The organism is Nonomuraea sp. NPDC049649 (genome assembly GCF_040675175.1).
GTDB lineage: Bacteria > Actinomycetota > Actinomycetes > Streptosporangiales > Streptosporangiaceae > Nonomuraea.
Genome location: NZ_JBFAOH010000029.1, coordinates 35,259 through 51,314, shown reverse-complemented (window position 1 = coordinate 51,314; position 16,056 = coordinate 35,259). Strand labels below are relative to the sequence as shown.

The window sequence follows — 16,056 nt, the reverse complement described above, 5'->3', positions numbered from 1 at the left end:
CCGCCACGGCGGCGACCCTTGCCGGACACGCCCGCCCGGAGACGGCGCCGTCCCGGGTGCTCAGGACTTGGCGGCGGACTTCTTCGCGGCCGGCTTCTTCGCCGCCGTCTTCCTCGTGGCGGTCTTCTTCTTCGGGGCGGGCGCGCGGTCACGGCGCTCGGCCAGCAGCTCCGCCGCCCGCTCGATGGTGATGTCCTCCACCGTGTCGCCCTTGCGGAGCGAGGCGTTGGTCTCGCCATCGGTGACGTACGGCCCGAACCGGCCTTCCTTGACCACCACCGGCTTCTTCGAGTTCGGGTCCTCGCCCAGCTCACGCAGCGGCGGCGCGGCCGCCGCACGGCCCCGCCCGCGCTGCTTGGGCTGCGCGAACAGCTCCTTGGCCTGCTCGATCGTGACCGTCAGCAGCTCCTCCTCGGACCCGAGCGACCGCGAGTCGGAGCCCTTCTTCAGGTACGGGCCGAACTTGCCGTTGTGGGCCACCACCTGCTCCCCGTCGAGCTCGCCCACCACGCGCGGGATGGACAGCAGCTTGAGCGCGTCCTCCAGCGTGATCGTGTCGAGCGACATCGACTTGAACAGCGAGCTGGTGCGCGGCTTGGGCGCGTCGGCCTTCTTGGTGCGCTTCTTCTTCTCGCCCTCGGCGGGCGGCGCCTCCTCCGGCAGCACCTCCGTGACGTACGGCCCGAACCGCCCGTCCTTGGCCACGATCAGGTGACCGGTCTCCGGGTCGTGCCCCAGCTCGCGGTCGCCGGTCGGGCGCGAGATCAGCTCCTCGGCCTTCTCCGCCGTCAGCTCGTCGGGGGTCATGTCCTCGGGGACGTTCACGCGGGTGCCGTCGCGGTCGAGGTACGGGCCGTACCGGCCGACCCGCAGCACGATGTCCGTGCCCTTGATCGGGAAGGAGCTGATCTCCTTGGCGTCGATGTCGCCCAGGTCGGTGACCATCTCCTTGAGGCCCTCGTCGCCGTCGGACCCGTAGTAGAAGCGCTGCAGCTCAGGCACCCGCTCCGCCCGGTCGTTGGCGATGTCGTCGAGCACCTTCTCCATCTCGGCCGTGAAGTCGTAGTCGACCAGGTTGCCGAAGTGCTGCTCCAGCAGGTTGACCACCGCGAAGGCGAGGAACGACGGCACCAGCGCCGTGCCCTTCTTGAACACGTAGCCCCGGTCGAGGATCGTGCCGATGATCGACGCGTACGTCGACGGCCGGCCGATCTCGCGGTCCTCCAGCTCCTTGACCAGCGACGCCTCGGTGTAGCGGGCCGGCGGCTTGGTCGAGTGGGCGGCCACGTCCAGCCGCGAGACGGTGAGCGCGTCGCCCTCCGCCAGGTTGGGCAGCCGCTTCTCGGAGTCGTCGCGGGCGGTGGACGGGTCGTCGTGGCCCTCCACGTACGCCTTGAGGAACCCGTGGAAGGTGATCGTCCGGCCGGAGGCGCTGAACTCGACGTCCTCGCCCGCCGCCGACCGGCCGCCGACCTTGACCTGGATCGACTCGCCGACCGCGTCCTTCATCTGCGACGACACGGTCCGCTGCCAGATCAGCTCGTACAGCCGGTAGCGGTCGCCGGTCAGCCCGGTCTCGCCCGGCGTGCGGAACTCCTCGCCGGACGGCCGGATCGCCTCGTGCGCCTCCTGCGCGCTCTTGACCTTGCTGCTGTACAGCCGGGGCTTGTCGGGAACGTACTCCTTCCCGTACAGCTTGATCGCCTGTGAGCGCGCGGCCTGCACGGCCGTCTCCGACAGCGTGATGCTGTCGGTACGCATGTACGTGATGTAGCCCTCTTCGTAGAGGCGCTGCGCCACCTGCATCGTGTACTTGGCGGAGAAGCCCAGCTTCCGGCTGGCCTCCTGCTGCAGCGTGGTCGTCCGGAACGGCGCGTACGGCTTGCGGGTGTACGGCTTGCGCTCGACGGACTTGACCGCGAACGACGCGTCGGCGAGCCGGGCGGCCAGCTCACCGGCGGCCTGCTCCGACAGGTGGAGCACGTCGTTGTTCTTCAGCGTGCCGGTGCTCGTGAAGTCGCGGCCCTGCGCCACCCGCTTGCCGTCGACCCCGGTCAGCGTCGCGGTGAAGTCGCGCGGCCGCTCCTCGGGCTTGCCGCTGTCGAACAGCGCCTGAAGGTCCCAGTAGTGGGCGGCGGTGAACGCCATCCGCTCACGCTCGCGCTCCACGACCAGCCGCGTCGCCACCGACTGGACCCGGCCCGCCGACAGCCGCGGCTTGACCTTCTTCCACAGGACCGGGCTGACCTCGTAGCCGTAGAGGCGGTCGAGGATGCGGCGGGTCTCCTGGGCGTCGACCAGGCGCAGGTTGAGCGTGCGGGGGTTGGCGACGGCCTCGCGGATGGCCTGCGGGGTGATCTCGTGGAACACCATCCGGTGGACGGGCACCTTCGGCTTGAGCACCTCGCGCAGATGCCAGGCGATCGCCTCGCCCTCGCGGTCCTCGTCAGTCGCCAGGTAGAGCTCGTCGGCCTCCTTCAGCAGCTGTTTGAGCTTGCTGACCTGGGACTTCTTGTCGGGGTTGACCACGTACAGCGGCTCGAAGTCGTGCTCTACGTTCACGCCGAGACGGGCCCACGACTTCCCCTTGTACTTCTCGGGAATGTCGTCGGCCCTCTCCGGCAGATCCCGGATGTGGCCGATGCTCGACTCGACGATGTAGCCGGCGCCGAGGTACTTCTCGATCGTCTTCGCCTTGGCGGGCGACTCCACGATCACCAGACGTCTACCGCCGGCGCTGCCGTTGTTGGCTGGCACGCTGCTTCCTACCTCGCTGTTCGCTTGCAGTCCCCCTGCCGGACCTCCGGCATAGATCTGAAAGGTAACCCCTCGCTCGGAAATTTCCTTCCCCCGGGCTACCCACTAGCTTCCGGGTCCATCCACGAGCACGCAGAATAGGGCCCATCGAGCGGCATGGCGCCCTGACTCACCCTGGAGACTAATCGTTGTGCTCGACTACTCCTACATGGATATCTTCATCCCGCGCGACCTCTCACGAGAAGCCGCACGTCAGCTGCTGACCGAGCACGCAGAGTACGGCAAGTGGGAACTCGCCCGCGTACGCAAGCACGCGGACGGCAGCCGTCACGTACGCCTCCGACGAAAGATCGTACGGGTGCGCAGCACTTTGACGCGCCCGCCCGGCTGATTATTCCGGGCATGGCTTTGCCCGCCCCGGGCCGCGCCCCCGGAACGGGCAAAGCGTTCTGCGCACGCTGCCCCTGGAAGGGGTCCAGGGGCAGCGGCCGTCAGGCGGTCACCTACTTACCGCTGGGACGGAACCGGCGGGTGACGGAGAACACAGAGGCGGTCACCGCGAACAGCCCGCCCAGGACCAGGGCCAGCAGCGAGGCGTTGGACATCCCGGTGACGCCGGCGGGCTGGGCGGCGCTCATCAGCCCGATCGGCAGGCTGCTGGTGGCCGACTTCACCGCGCCGCCGAGCGGGGTGGTGGCGACCAGGTCGGCGGCCGGGTTCGCGGCGGCGGCGGTGTGCTTCTTGGCCGGCTTGGCGTGCTTGCCCTTGCTCGACTTGGCGGGCTTGGCAGGCTTGGCGGGCTTGCTGGGCTTGGCGGCGGTCGCCGGCAGGCCCGGCAGGCCGGGCACCTGCGCCAGCCCGAGCTGACCCGCGACGTCGCCGACGATCGGGAGGCCGCCGCTCATCTGGTGGGCGTCGCTGTGCCTGGGCCGCGGCGGGATCGTGCTGGAGCCGCTCGCGTGGGCCCTACGGGACTGGTGGGCGTGGCCGTAACCCTTCTTCGGGCCCGGCCGGCCCAGGTGAGCGCCGCCGAGGCACCCGCCCGCGGCGTCGCCCAGGGCGGCCGCGGCGTTGCCGCACGCGTTGACGGGAGCGGTGATCGGCGCGAACACCTGGTTGCCGCCGCCCACGCCGGAGTGACCGGAGGTCCGGTTGCCGCCCGGGGCCTGGCCGCGGTTCTTCACCGAGAGCCCACCGGCGCACCCGGCGAACGCCCTGCCCGCCGCGCCGATCGTGTTGCCGCACACGTTGACCGGCGCGGTGATCGGCGCGAGCACCTGGTTGCCGCCCGCCACGCTGGACCGCCCGGACGTCCGGTTGCCGCCGGCGTCGGAGCCGCCCTTGGTGTGCGCGCTCGAACCGCCCTTGCACCCGGCCGTGGCGTTGCCGACCGCGTTGCCGCAGAGGTTGACCGGGGCGACGATCGGGGCCACGACCTGGTTGCCGCTGCCCGCGCCGAACCGGCCGTCGGTGTCGTGACCGGTCGAGCCGCGGTGGAGGCTGCGGCTCTTGCGCGGCCCGCTGTCACGGGTGGCCTTCGCGCCGCCCGCGCATCCGGAGAACGCGTCGCCGAGCAGCGCCACCGAGTTGCCGCAGATGTTGGCCGGAGCGGTGATCGGCGCGTCGGCCTGGGTGCCGCCCAGCACCGAGCCGCGGCCCGACGTGGTCTTGCCGCCGCCGCCGCGGGAGCCGGTGCTCCGCGCCTCGGTGCCGCCCTTGCAGCCCGCGGTCGCGTCTCCGAACACCGAGATCGCGTTGCCGCAGGCGTTGATCGGCGCCGAGATCGGCGCGTCGGCCTGCGTGCCGCCGAGGATGCTCCGGCTGCCCGACGTCCGCTTGTCCCCGCCTGAACCGTCCCTGGTGCGCGCGGTCGCGCCGCCGTTGCACCCGCTGTCGGAGTTGCCGAACACCGAGATCGCGTTGCCGCAGGCGTTGATCGGGGCGGTGATCGGCGCGTCGGCCTGCGTGCCGCCCAGGACGCTCGACCTGCCGGACGTCCGGTTGCCGTTGCCGTTGCCGCCACGGCCCTGGTCGGCGACGGACGAGCCGCCCTTCGAGGACGCGCTGGAGTCGCCGACCACGCCGACGGCGTTGCCGCTGATGTCGATCGGCAGGGTGATCGGCAGGTCGGCCTGGTTGCCGCCGCCGATGGAGTGCTCGCCGTCCGTGTCGGCCAGAGCCGTGCCGCCGAACGACATGACCGCCACCGCGAGGAGAGCGGCCGGAGTGGAAGCCTTCGCCCATGTACGCATGAGAATGCTCCTGCTGATTTCTTGGGGGGAATTACCTGACAAGCCCGCGGCCCGGCCAGAGCCATGCGTGAGCACAGCGGAGGCCCCGGGGGCGCGAACGCGTTGCTGAATTGATCGACGTGTCACCCGCTGGCGGAGGGGAACTCGGCCACGCTCCGCCGCCGGCCAAGAAAGGGCCGGAAACCAGTGGCGGGGATTAGTCAGGTGAGAAAGAAGGGTCGTCCGCCGCTGCGCGGACGACCGGGGACTGCACGTAGGCGGGAGTGACGAGCCTCACGTCGATACGCGGGTCGAACCCGTACCGTGCGACATCCCCCATGCCAGGCCCGAACGGGCCGTTCGCACCACCGGTGGGCACCAGACCGTCGGTGTCGAGAATCTGGCCGGTGGGGCCCGGCGAAGGCAGGCCGTGATCGGACCGGCTCGTGAGCCCGTCGACCGTCAGCCCTGCCATGGCCTCGGCGTTGTCGGACGCCGTAGCCGAGAGAGGGGCGCCGGCTCCTGTCGCCGCGGTGGAATCCGCGGCCGCCGGAGCAGCGGTGAACATCTGGAAAACCACGGCGAGCAGACAGCCGGCGGCCAGAAGACCGCCGACCGTAACCGCTCGCACCAGGACCCGACGGGCGACGGCCGCGAACCGCGCCATCCGGTCAGCCCGGCGGGCGCCGGTGGGCACGCTCCGCACAGCGAGGGACCGCTCCCTCTGCCGCTGCGCGGTCATGCGTGCCACGTGACCTCCCTGAAATCGCGGCCGGCGCGTTGAGCGCCGGCCGCACGCAACCCCTCAACGGTCCGTAACCGTACCAGCACTCAAGGTTGTCGCAAGCACTTTTCACCGGAGATCCAGCAACCGGTCAAGCCCGCCCGCCCGAATCACCCCAAACCACCCCTGCACCCCATGTTTTCTTCACCGATCACCCACCCGCGCCCCACGCCCGGCCTCTCCCCGGCTCACTGGTATGACGCACCCCGAAAGGTTTGCTAACCTTACGGAGCCGACGCGAGATGACGGTCCCGCGTGCAGGCACCACGTCCGGGTGGCGGAATAGGCAGACGCGCTAGCTTGAGGTGCTAGTGCCCTTTGCGGGGCATGGGGGTTCAAGTCCCCCCTCGGACACAGAGATTCATACATGATCGCCCAGGCTGAGCTTGGGCGATCACTGCGTTATGGGCCACTTCATAGGTCAAGCACAGGCCTATCGGGCTGTACACCTCAGCCTTGTCCTGCGGATTCGCGCTCTCAAGTGCTCTGCGCATATCTCCGATCGCGACGACCTCCTCCTCGGTGAGTCGACCAGGCAATCCCACTGCAATGACGGTTCCTGGCCCGGTCGCAGGCGGAGGGACACAGGATGCCGTCGCGAGTCAGCCCTTCCGCGATGGCCAGGAGCCCTATGGCTGACTACGCCGATGTGCAGCAAGGGATCATGGTGGGCAATCTGGTGATCACGACTTCGGTCAAGGTGGCCTACGCAAACCCGCTGCCGACCTTCGATGGCCACGGAGCCTGCGATGCCGACGAATGGATCAATGCGATCGTCGGCCACGACCGGGTACGCCATCGCCGTGCAGAACACGCTGAAAACCATCGGGCACAAGGGCTCATAGAGGTAACGTCCGGCCTATGGAGGACCCTCGGACACAGATTGCTACTGCGTCACGCGAGCCAGCCTGGGGTCGTCCCCAGTCTGGCAGGCGCTGACGGCTAGGACTACGGCGGCGGGTAAGCCGAAGTGCGGAGACGCGGGATAGTGGACGTGCGGAAAACGGTGCTAGACCACGTCGAACTCGTTTCCCTCGGGATCCATCAGTGCCACCGCATAGTGATCAATCCCAGGCTGCGACAGCACTCGCACAACGGACGCCCCCGCCTGGACAAGCCGCTCCACCTCGGCATCCACCCGCGCTTTCCGGGTTTCGAGCGGGACGTCCTCCCGCTTGCCGCCCACCTTCACGTCCAGGTGGAACCGGTTCTTGACCACCTTGTCCTCAGGCACCTGCTGAAACCAGATCCTCGGCCCGTGCCCCTCGGGATCGACGATGCTGTCGCTGCAGTCCCCCTCGCCCAGCTCGTCCTCCGGCACTCCGATACTGCGCCAGTAATCCCGCCACGTGTCGAATCCACCTGGCGGCGGCTCCACCGTGTATCGCAGCGCGCCCGCCCAGAACCGGGCCATCCGCTCGGGTGCCGCACAGTCGATGACCAGCTGATAGGAAACCATGGCAGCCATCCTGCCGGGCCCATCCGACATTTCGTCGGCTCTCGGTCGGGACGGGTCACGGCGGACGGCTCCTGGGCCGCCGGCGCGGGTTAGTCCAGCACCCGTCCGAGGAAGCCGCGCATGTAGCCCGCGACCACGTCCAGGTGGCTCTCCAGCAGGAAGTGGCCGCCGTTGATCAAGTGCACCTCCGCGTCCGTGGCGTCGCGGGCGAAGGCCTGCGCGCCCGCTGGGCCGAAGATCTCGTCGTTGCGGCCCCACACGGCGAGCACCGGAACCTCACTGTTGCGCAGGAATTCGTGCAGCAGCGGGTAGAGCGGGCGGTTGTTCTGGTAGTCGCGGAACAGCGCGAGCTGGATCTGATCGTTGCCCTGGCGGGAGATGAGGGCGTGGTCGTGTTCCCAGGTGTCCGGGCTGACCAGGCTCGGGTCGGGCACGCCGTGCACGTACTGCCAGCGGATGGCGTCGGCGCTCAGCGCGGCGCGGACGGCGGGTTCGGTGTCGGGGCCGGGGTTGGCGCCGTAGGCCCACAGGCCGGCCCAGAACGACTCGACGAAGCCGTCCTCGTAGCCGTTGCCGTTCTGGGTGACGAGGGCGGAGATCCGTTCGGGGTGCTTGAGTGCGAGGCGCCAGCCGATGGGGGCGCCGTAGTCGTGGACGTAGAGGGCGTAGCGGTCCAGGCCCAGGTGGTCGAGGAGGCCGGAGGTGAGGTCGGTGAGGGCGTCGAAGGTGTACGTGAACTCGTCCGCGGAGGGGGCGGCGGAGCGGCCGAAGCCGAGGTGGTCCGGGGCGATGACGTGGTAGCGGTCGGCCAGCAGCGGGATGAGGTGGCGGAACATGAACGAGCTGGTCGGGTAGCCGTGCAGCAGGACGATCGCGGGCGCGTCGGCGGGGCCGGCCTCCCGGTAGAAGATCTCGTGGCCGTCGACTGTGGTGGTCCGGTGGTGCACCGAGCTCATATCTAACCCCTTTGAGGCTTTGATACGGTTAGTTATCTGGCATGGAACCACGGGCGTACCTAACCTGTCAAGCGATTCAATCTGGTTAGAAGAGGGTGGCACTCGATGGACGCGCTGCTTGACCTGCTCAACAGCAGGCCACTGGTCAACGGTGAAGAACAGGACGCGCTCGGCGACCCGGACGAAGGCAGGCGCTGGGCGCAGGAGCACGGCGGCGAAGGCAGCCTCGAGGAACTGGCGCTGCTGCGCGAGGCGAGGGACATCCTGCAGGACATAGTGCGCGGAGAAAGGCCGCCCACCGCATTGAGCCCGCTGCTCGAAGGGGTCCACCAGATCCCCGAGATCACTTCGGATGGTCTCAAGTGGACGGTCAGGACTCCTCCGCACGCCCGGCTGGCCGTCGAGATGGTTCTCGCCTGGGCCGACACCGAGAGACAACTGCCCGGCCGGCTACGCCCCTGCGCCAACGAGGAGTGCCGGCTTTTCCTGCTCGACCGCAGCCGCGCCAACCGCGCCCGCTGGTGCTCGATGGCGGTCTGCGGCAACCGGGAGAAAGCGCGCCGTCACTACAGACGCACCCGCTGACCCATCCCACGGGTCCGTCCAGCGATCGTGGTCATTACGGGTGCCGCCGAAATACGGGTCCCGGGCTTGATGATGGGATCTCGCAGGTACCAGTCGCGCAGTTCATTGCCGATCATCGTGATTCTCCCGTGTTCCGAGCGGCCTCGCGGCAGCGAGGTTGGCCGCCAGCTGGTCGCGGGTCTGGTGGGCGTGAGCGTTCCAGGCGGGCTGGCCGGGGCCGCTGCGCCAGGATGCGCTCAGCGGGCTGTTGTCGACCGTGTCGAACCCGAGCTGGTCGTAGAGCCGGGTGACCAGCTCGACGGCTTCGGGGAAGTCGCTGGAGACCGAGAGCGCGTGGCGGCCGGGCGTGCCGGCCGGGCTCGCGGAGAGGAAGAGGCGCGGCGCCTGGATGTGCGTGAAGGCTTTGGCCACCTTCGACGCCGGCAGTTGCTCCTGACGGATCTCGTGGACCGTCTTCTCTCCCGAGTCCACGACCTCGTAGTGTCCGTCGCGCCAGGGCATGTAGTTGTTGGTGTCGAGCACGATCTTTCCCGCGAGCTGCGGGGTGGGCATGTCGTTGTCGAGCTTGAGCGGAACCGCGATGATGACGAAGTCGCCCGCCGCCGCGGCGTCGGCAGCGGTCGCGGCGCGCGCTGCGGGGCCCAGTTCGGCGACGAGACGCGTCAGGGTCTCGGGTCCCCGTGAATTGGCGATGACGACCTGATAGCCGTTCCTGATGACCGCGCGCGCCAGCTGGCCGCCGACCTCTCCGGCGCCGATGATGCCGATCGTCGTCACCACGGCAGCGGTCCGTAGCGGTCGATGACGCGGCCGGTTCCCGCGCTCGCGTCCTCTGTCGCGAGCGTGACGATCGCGTCGGTGCCTTCGGTCACGGTCTGGGGGCCGGTGTGTCCGTTGAGGTCGGTCGCGGTGTAGCCCGGGTCGACGGCGTTGAAGCGCATGTCGGTCAGCGCCTTGGCGTACTGCGTCGTCAGCATGGTGACCGCGGCTTTCGACGCGGCATACAGCGGGGCGATCAACTGTGACTCGGCGCGGGTCTCGTCGTGGGTGAGGGCGGCGGACCCCACACCGCTGGTGACGTTCACGACGACGGGCGCGTCGCCTCTGCGCAGCAGCGGCAGGAACGCGGAGGTGACCCGGACGATGCTGATCGTGTTCGTGTTGAACACCAGGGTGGCGTCCTCACCGGTCAGCTCGTCGGCCGCAGCCATGGTGCCGGCGATGCCGGCGTTGTTGATCAGGACATCGATGTGGCCCTCATGTGCGGCGACGTCGGCCGCCGCGTTCGCGGTCGACTCGTCGTCTGCGACGTCGATGGGCACGAAGCGCGCCCGGAGTCTCGCGGCGGCCGCCAAGCCCTGGTCACGGTCGCGGGCGCCGACCAGCACGGTGTGGCCGAGGTCGGTCAGGCGGCGGGCGCTCTCGAATCCGAGGCCTCGGTTGGCTCCGGTGATGAAGATGGTCTTCGACATGCCTTCGAGTCTGCGGAGGTGCTCACCGACCGGCCAGGGAGGGCTTTTCGTAGGACCAGCAGTACCACCGCGCGAACTGCGGCATCGGGCACAATGGCAGTGTGCCTGTCTTCGCCAACCACCTCGGGATGACGTTGCGTGCCTGGCGGGACCGGCTCTCACCCGAAGCGGCCGGGCTGCCGGAGCGTGGGCGGCGGCGCTCCTCGGGCCTGCGGCGCGAGGACGTGGCGGAACTCGCCGGTATTTCGGTCGACTACGTGGTCAGGCTGGAGCAAGGCCGCGCGACCACGCCTTCCGAGCAAGTGGTGCGGGCACTGGCCTGTGCTCTGCGGCTGAGCGCCGAGGAGCGCGACCACCTGTACCGGCTCGCGGGGCTGCAGGCGCCGCAGCACAGCCTGGTCATCGATCAGATCCCGGCGGGAACACGACGGCTGCTGACCAGGCTGGCCGATATTCCGGTCGCCGTCTTCGCCGCCGACTGGAGCCTGGTGTGGTGGAACCAGCACTGGGCCGCGCTCTTCGGCGATCCTTCCCGGGTCGCGCCCGAGGCACGCAACCTGGTCCGGCTGAGGTTCCCGGTGGCGGAGGATCGTGGCAAGCTGACGAGCTGGCCGGTCATACCCACCAACGCCGAGGCGGCCGACCGCGCGCTCGTCGCGGATCTGCGCCGAGCCTCCGCACGCTACCCCGACGACCCACGACTGGCGGCGCTGGTCGCCCGTACACTCGCCGGCAACGCCCGCTTCGCTCAGTTCTGGGCCGATGGCACGGTCGGCCGCCACAACGGGAACCAGAAGACGATCCGGCATCCCGAGCTCGGCGACATCGTCGTCGACTGCGACGTCCTCACCGATGCCGACACCGAGCTCAAGCTGCTCGCCTACACCGCCGCCCCCGGCAGCGACGACGAGACCAAGCTCAAGCAAGCCGGCACCGCCGCCATGACCTGACGACGTCGTCCACCTGTGCGAAGCCGAGATCCTCGGCAAGGTCGACGAGTGGCGTGCGATCGCGGGGAACGCTTTTTCGACTGAGCAGCCGTACGAATCGTTCAAAGCGGAGAGTGTGGCTCTAGGCGGACGCTCCCAGGAGGATGCCGCGCAGGGTCCGGGTCAGATGGCGGACGAGGCGTTCGGCGCTCATGTCGGCCAGGGGACCGACGCCGATGACGTAGCGGCTGAAGGTGACGCCGATGAGGTGGGCGCCGAGGAGGGCGATGCGTTCGTCGGCGTCCGGCCCGGTCACGACCGTCCGGTAGGACTCGATGCTGCGCTGCTGCATCGCGGCGTAGAGGCGGGTCGCGGTCTGTTCGTCGGAGGCGGCGCTGCGGATGAGCGCGATGAACGGGTCGTTGCCGTCGGCGCTCTCCATGCGGTCGACGTAGGCCTGGGCGATGCGTTCGGGGAGGGCGTCGGGCGTGCCCGGCATCAGGTCGTCGAGGTCGCTCGCGCCGGGCATCGCGGCGATGAACAGCTGTTCTTTGGACGGGAAGTGCCGCATGACCAGCCCGTGGGTGACGCCGGCGCGCTGGGCGATCTCCCGGATGGTCGCGCGGGCGTAGCCGCGTTCGGCGAACGCGCTGCGGGCGGCCTGGAGGATGGCGGCCTTGCTGGCCTCGGGGTCTCGTCTGCGCCTGCCGGTTCGCGGGGTGGTGCTCACACGCTAAGTGTACGCGTGGTCATTAGTGGTGCTACGGTCTTAATGACCATATGTTCATTAGCGCTTGGGAGAGACCATGACGCCCGACCCCCTGACCCCGGAGAACACCACGATCGTGCTGGTGGACCACGCCGTCGGGTTCGCCAACGTACTGCGCTCGCACGACACCGCCCAGCACCTCAACAACGTGGTGGGGCTGGCGAAGACGGCCCTGTTATACGGCAGCGGCCTGGTGGTGACCAACGGCCTGCCCGACAAGCCGTCCGGCCCGCTCTACCCCCAGCTGCTGGAGGTGCTCGGCGACCACCCGGTGATCGAACGGGGCGGCAACTTCAACAGTTTCCTCGATGAGAACTTCGCGCGCGCCGTGCGCGAGACCGGACGCCGCAAGCTCGCGATCGCAGGCGTGTCCACCGAGGGCTGCGTGCTGCAGACCGTGCTCGGCGCGCTGCGGGAGGACTACGAGGTCCACCTGGTGGTGGACGCCTCCGCCAGTGTGACGGCCGAGACTCACGCCACCGCGGTCCAGCGCATGGTGCAGGCGGGCGCCGTCCCGGTCACCTGGTTCTCCCTGGCCGGGGAGTTCACCGTCGACCACCGTTCCGCGACCGCGCCGCATTTCCAGCGGCTGATGCGCGAGCACGTCCCCACCATGGCCGCGGGCGTCCAGCACTACCTGGCCGCCGTCCAGCCCTAGCGATCCCGGCGGGCCCGGCGGAGGCGCATCAGTTCGACGGGCCCCACGCGGCCGCCATGCTGGTGCACGCCCCACCCATCGGCAGCACCGTACGCATCGAAACCTATTCCTGGTGGCGCTCCTGAAGCGATCCGCTTGTCCCGGTCGTTCCGTCGGGTACCCGAGTGTCAGATCCGCCACATCCAGCAGAGCCTCGCCCTCTCTCACATTGACGACCCAGGGGTAGCGGGGATCGGCGAGGAGCCCCGTACGGCGCTCTCTGGCCAGGGAATGCCCGGTCGATGGCGGTTGCGATGCGGGTCGTGCAGCGACAGGCCGGCGACGCCGTGGCAGTCAGTCCTTCGCCGAGACTTGGCATTCGCCACATGAACATGGTTGCGATAATCATTTTCAATATGCCAACGTATGGGCATATGACGAAGGAAGCATCCGCTGCCGATCACGCTGTGCCGGCGGCGCACGACGTACCGGCCCCGCGCGGCCCCGGCCACGCCGCCACGGGCTACCTCCCCGTGTGGTCGCCCCGTCCCCGGTCCCGCCGGAAAGCCGTCATCACGCTGGTGGTGACCGTCGGCGGGCTGGTCGTGCTGTTGGTGGTAGCGAGCAGTGCGGCGGTCGCGCTCGGGCCGGTCTCGATTCCGGCGGGCGACGTCGTGGCGATCCTCGCTGAGCGTCTCGGGCTCCCCATGGGAGAGCCGGCGGCACGCCAGGAGCTGGTGGTCGGGGAGATTCGGCTGCCGCGGGTGCTGGTGGCGGTGCTGGTCGGGGCGGCGCTCGGGACGGCGGGGGCGGTGATGCAGGCGCTGTTCGGCAATCCGCTGGCAGAACCGGGGGTGACCGGGGTGTCGGCCGGGGCGGCGGTCGGTGCGGTGCTGGCCATCACGGCCGGGGCGGGCGGCACGCTTGTCCTGCCCGCGGCCTCGTTCGCCGGGGCCCTGCTCACGGTGGGGGCGGTCTGCGGCATCGCCGCGGCGAGTCGCGGGCGCGGCATGGCCACGGTGCTGCTGGTGGGCATCGCGCTCAACGCGTTGCTCGGGGCGGTGGTTTCGGCGCTCGTGGCCAACGCGCCCGACGAGCAGTCACTGCGCGGCATCGTGTTCTGGCTGCAGGGCGACCTGGACGCCCGTACCTGGGAGCACGTGCGTCTGACCGTGGTGCCGGTGCTCGCCGGCGTCGCGGCCGCCATGGTGTTCTCCCGGGATTTGAACGTCATGATGCTCGGCGACGACGCCGCTCGGACCAGCGGGGTGGATGTCGCCCGTACGCGCAACGTACTGCTGGCGCTGGCCTCGCTGCTGACGGGAATGGCAGTGGCGGTGAGCGGGGTGATCGGCTTCGTGGGGCTGGTGGCTCCGCATGTGGTCCGGCTGATCACGGGCCCCGACCATCGGCTGCTGCTGCCGGCGAGCGCGCTGCTGGGGGCGGTGTTCCTGGTGTCGGCCGACACCGCGGCGCGGCTGTTGCCGGCGTCGGTGACGTTGCAGACCGGGGTGGTCACGGCGGTGGTCGGCGCGCCGGTTTTCCTGCTGTTGGTGTTGTGGTCCCGCCGGAGGATCTCGTGATCGTGGTGGACGGTTTGCGGGTGGCGGCCGGTGGGTCGGTGATCCTCGACGGGGTCGGCCTGACGGTGCCGCCCGGGCGGATGCTCGGCCTGGTCGGGCCGAACGGCGCCGGGAAGACGACCCTGCTGCGCACGATCGCCGGGCTGAACCGGCCGAGCCGTGGCCGTGTGGTGCTGGAGGGGAGGCCCGTGCATGACCTGCGGCCCCGAGTGCTGGCCCGCCGGATCGCCTACCTGCCGCAGGAAACCGCGTTGGCGTTCCCCTTCACCGCCTACCAGGTGACGCTCATGGGTCGGCATCCGCATCTGGGGCGGTTCGCGGTGGAAGGGGAGGCCGACCATACGGCGGCCGAACGGGCCATGGTCGCGACCGGCACCACCCATCTGGCCGACCGCGGCATGGCCACCCTCTCCGGAGGGGAGCGCCAGCTCGTGCTGCTAGCCAAGGCACTCGCCCAGGACGCCCCGGTGCTCCTCGCCGACGAGCCGGTCTCCGCCCTTGACCTGCGCCACCAGCTCGCCGTACTGCGGCTGCTGCGAGCCTGCGCCGACGCCGGCCGGACGGTGCTGGTGGTGTTGCACGACCTCAACCTCGCGGCGCGCTACTGCACCGAGCTGGCCCTGCTCGCCGGTGGCCGGGTGCTCGCCACCGGTGCGCCGGCGCACGTGCTCACCCCGGAGTATCTCGGTGAGGCCTATGCCGTACGAGCGGCGGTCCGCCGGGACGACGTGACCGATTCCCTCATCGTCACCGCATTGGAGACCATGTGAAGCGTTTTCTCGCCGGGCTGAGCGCCGTCGCGCTCGGCCTGTCTCTGCTGGCCGGCTGTGCCTCGGACACCGCCGACCGCGCATCCGCCGGTACGGCGGAGCAGACCTCCTACCCACGTACCGTCGAAGTGCCCGGCGACCCGCCGCGACAGGTGACCCTGCCGACCCGGCCGATGCGGATCGCCGCGCTCTCGGCGGACGTGGCCGAAGCCGCCGTGGAACTGGTCGGCGCCGAGCGCCTCACCGCGGTCCCGGTCTCGGCCACCAACCCGTCGCTGTCGAGCCACGCCGAGCAGATGGCGACCGTCCCGACCAAGCTGCCGCCGGGCAACGACCCCGATCCCGAGCAGATCATCGCCCTGAACCCTGACCTGATCCTGATCACCGCCCGGCACGGCGGCGAGCGGGACGCCCAAGCGGTGCTCGCCCCGGCCGGCATCCCGATGATCGCCATCACCACCGGCTGGGGCACCCTGGAGGAGGTCAAACAGAACCTGACCCTGCTCGGGCGGGCGCTCGACGCCGAGGCGAAGGCTCGTGAGCTCACCGCCGAACTCGACCGCCGGGCGGACGCCGTGGCGGAGCAGGCCGGCGGGACCACCGACCGGCCGAGCGTGGCGATCCTGTCTAACCAGGCGGGGCGGCCGTTCATCAACGCGGCCGACGTGCTCACCTCCGACCTGGTCAGACGCGCGGGCGGGGCCTTGGTCGCCGACCGCATCGGCCTGCGCAGCACCGGACCGGTCAGCGCCGAGCAGCTCATTGCGGCGGAGCCGGACGCGATCCTGCTGATCGACGTGACCGGCAAGGGCCGCGACTCCTTCCGCTCGCTCCTGGACAACCCCGCCGTCGCCGATCTGGCGGCCGTCCGGGAGGGTCGCGTCAAACTGCTGCCCGCACGGACCTCCTACGGCATCGGCGGCGTACGCCTCGCCGACGGCCTGGAAGAGATCGCCCGCTGGCTCCACCCGGAGACATTCCCTTGACCTCCTCCCTCTCGTGCATGCGGGGGATTACCGCTCTCGCGAGCCGGGCCTTCCTGCTTCACACGACAGCCCCCACCACCCCTCAAGGAGCGACAGTGACCGGTCTTTCGTGGCCTCCACAGGCTTCACCGGCGGCAG

The 16,056-nt window shown here is 69.8% G+C and carries 16 protein-coding genes and 1 tRNA gene; 9 read left to right on the top strand and 8 right to left on the bottom strand.

All coding sequences use genetic code 11. The annotated features are described in order from the left end of the window. Nucleotides 1-60 precede the first annotated feature (60 nt). Nucleotides 61-2,757 (bottom strand): type I DNA topoisomerase, encoded by a 2,697-nt coding sequence (gene topA, locus AB0J42_RS28200; RefSeq protein WP_364299583.1) that lies wholly within the window; start codon nt 2,755-2,757, stop codon nt 61-63. A gap of 190 nt (nt 2,758-2,947) precedes the next feature. On the opposite strand from topA, the gene AB0J42_RS28195 reads away from it, so the two are divergent. Beyond that, nucleotides 2,948-3,148, top strand: a complete 201-nt coding sequence (locus tag AB0J42_RS28195; protein WP_364299581.1) for a DUF5703 family protein — start codon at nt 2,948-2,950, stop codon at nt 3,146-3,148. A gap of 112 nt (nt 3,149-3,260) precedes the next feature. On the opposite strand, the gene AB0J42_RS28190 is transcribed toward AB0J42_RS28195, so the two are convergent. Both AB0J42_RS28190 and AB0J42_RS28185 read right to left on the bottom strand, forming a co-directional pair. Next, nucleotides 3,261-5,009 carry a chaplin family protein gene (locus tag AB0J42_RS28190; RefSeq protein ID WP_364299579.1) on the bottom strand — a complete coding sequence of 583 codons (1,749 nt, stop codon included), beginning with the start codon at nt 5,007-5,009 and terminating at the stop codon, nt 3,261-3,263. Between the two features lie 196 nt (nt 5,010-5,205). Continuing rightward, entirely contained in the window at nt 5,206-5,730 is a 525-nt protein-coding gene (locus AB0J42_RS28185) for a hypothetical protein (protein ID WP_364299630.1), read from the bottom strand. 310 nt (nt 5,731-6,040) lie between these two features. Between AB0J42_RS28185 and AB0J42_RS28180 the strand changes: the two genes are divergently transcribed. Both AB0J42_RS28180 and AB0J42_RS28175 read left to right on the top strand, forming a co-directional pair. Then, nucleotides 6,041-6,126 (top strand) — tRNA-Leu (locus AB0J42_RS28180). Nucleotides 6,127-6,403: 277 nt separating this feature from the next. Next, a complete protein-coding gene (locus AB0J42_RS28175) occupies nt 6,404-6,718 on the top strand; it encodes a hypothetical protein (RefSeq protein ID WP_364299577.1) in 315 nt (104 codons plus the stop codon). A 63-nt stretch (nt 6,719-6,781) separates the two neighbouring features. Here the strand turns inward: AB0J42_RS28175 and AB0J42_RS28170 are convergent, their stop codons facing one another. Both AB0J42_RS28170 and AB0J42_RS28165 read right to left on the bottom strand, forming a co-directional pair. Beyond that, a complete protein-coding gene (locus AB0J42_RS28170) occupies nt 6,782-7,231 on the bottom strand; it encodes a VOC family protein (RefSeq protein ID WP_364299575.1) in 450 nt (149 codons plus the stop codon). 89 nt (nt 7,232-7,320) lie between these two features. After that, a complete protein-coding gene (locus tag AB0J42_RS28165) occupies nt 7,321-8,187 on the bottom strand; it encodes an alpha/beta hydrolase (RefSeq protein ID WP_364299573.1) in 867 nt (288 codons plus the stop codon). Nucleotides 8,188-8,292: 105 nt separating this feature from the next. Between AB0J42_RS28165 and AB0J42_RS28160 the strand changes: the two genes are divergently transcribed. Further along, nucleotides 8,293-8,772, top strand: coding sequence for a CGNR zinc finger domain-containing protein (locus AB0J42_RS28160; RefSeq protein ID WP_364299571.1), 480 nt, complete (start codon nt 8,293-8,295; stop codon nt 8,770-8,772). A gap of 102 nt (nt 8,773-8,874) precedes the next feature. On the opposite strand, the gene AB0J42_RS28155 is transcribed toward AB0J42_RS28160, so the two are convergent. Together AB0J42_RS28155 and AB0J42_RS28150 are read right to left on the bottom strand one after the other, a co-directional pair. Continuing rightward, nucleotides 8,875-9,552: an NAD(P)-binding domain-containing protein gene (locus tag AB0J42_RS28155; RefSeq protein WP_364299569.1), complete on the bottom strand. Its 678-nt coding sequence runs from the start codon at nt 9,550-9,552 to the stop codon at nt 8,875-8,877. Next, nucleotides 9,546-10,244 (bottom strand): SDR family NAD(P)-dependent oxidoreductase, encoded by a 699-nt coding sequence (locus tag AB0J42_RS28150; RefSeq protein ID WP_364299567.1) that lies wholly within the window; start codon nt 10,242-10,244, stop codon nt 9,546-9,548. Before AB0J42_RS28150 ends, AB0J42_RS28155 begins: the two co-directional genes overlap by 7 nt. Nucleotides 10,245-10,345: 101 nt before the next feature. Here AB0J42_RS28150 and AB0J42_RS28145 point away from each other — a divergent pair, with 101 nt between their 5' ends. Then, complete coding sequence (locus AB0J42_RS28145) at nt 10,346-11,194, top strand: helix-turn-helix transcriptional regulator (protein ID WP_364299565.1); 849 nt, start codon at nt 10,346-10,348, stop codon at nt 11,192-11,194. 121 nt (nt 11,195-11,315) lie between these two features. Here AB0J42_RS28145 and AB0J42_RS28140 read toward each other — a convergent pair whose 3' ends face one another. Next, on the bottom strand, nt 11,316-11,903 hold the full coding sequence (locus AB0J42_RS28140; protein WP_364299563.1) for a TetR family transcriptional regulator: 588 nt from the start codon (nt 11,901-11,903) through the stop codon (nt 11,316-11,318). 76 nt (nt 11,904-11,979) lie between these two features. Here AB0J42_RS28140 and AB0J42_RS28135 point away from each other — a divergent pair, with 76 nt between their 5' ends. The 4 genes from AB0J42_RS28135 to AB0J42_RS28120 all read left to right on the top strand — a co-directional run bounded on the left by AB0J42_RS28135 (nt 11,980) and on the right by AB0J42_RS28120 (nt 15,918). Next, entirely contained in the window at nt 11,980-12,600 is a 621-nt protein-coding gene (locus AB0J42_RS28135; RefSeq protein ID WP_364299561.1) for an isochorismatase family protein, read from the top strand. Between the two features lie 446 nt (nt 12,601-13,046). After that, the gene (locus AB0J42_RS28130) at nt 13,047-14,162 is read left to right on the top strand and encodes an iron ABC transporter permease (protein ID WP_364299559.1); all 1,116 of its coding nucleotides are present in this window, start codon (nt 13,047-13,049) and stop codon (nt 14,160-14,162) included. Next, a complete protein-coding gene (locus AB0J42_RS28125; protein WP_364299557.1) occupies nt 14,159-14,932 on the top strand; it encodes an ABC transporter ATP-binding protein in 774 nt (257 codons plus the stop codon). The genes AB0J42_RS28130 and AB0J42_RS28125 overlap by 4 nt, the downstream gene beginning before the upstream one ends. Then, nucleotides 14,929-15,918 (top strand): ABC transporter substrate-binding protein, encoded by a 990-nt coding sequence (locus AB0J42_RS28120; RefSeq protein ID WP_364299556.1) that lies wholly within the window; start codon nt 14,929-14,931, stop codon nt 15,916-15,918. The genes AB0J42_RS28125 and AB0J42_RS28120 overlap by 4 nt, the downstream gene beginning before the upstream one ends. Nucleotides 15,919-16,056: the final 138 nt, after the last annotated feature.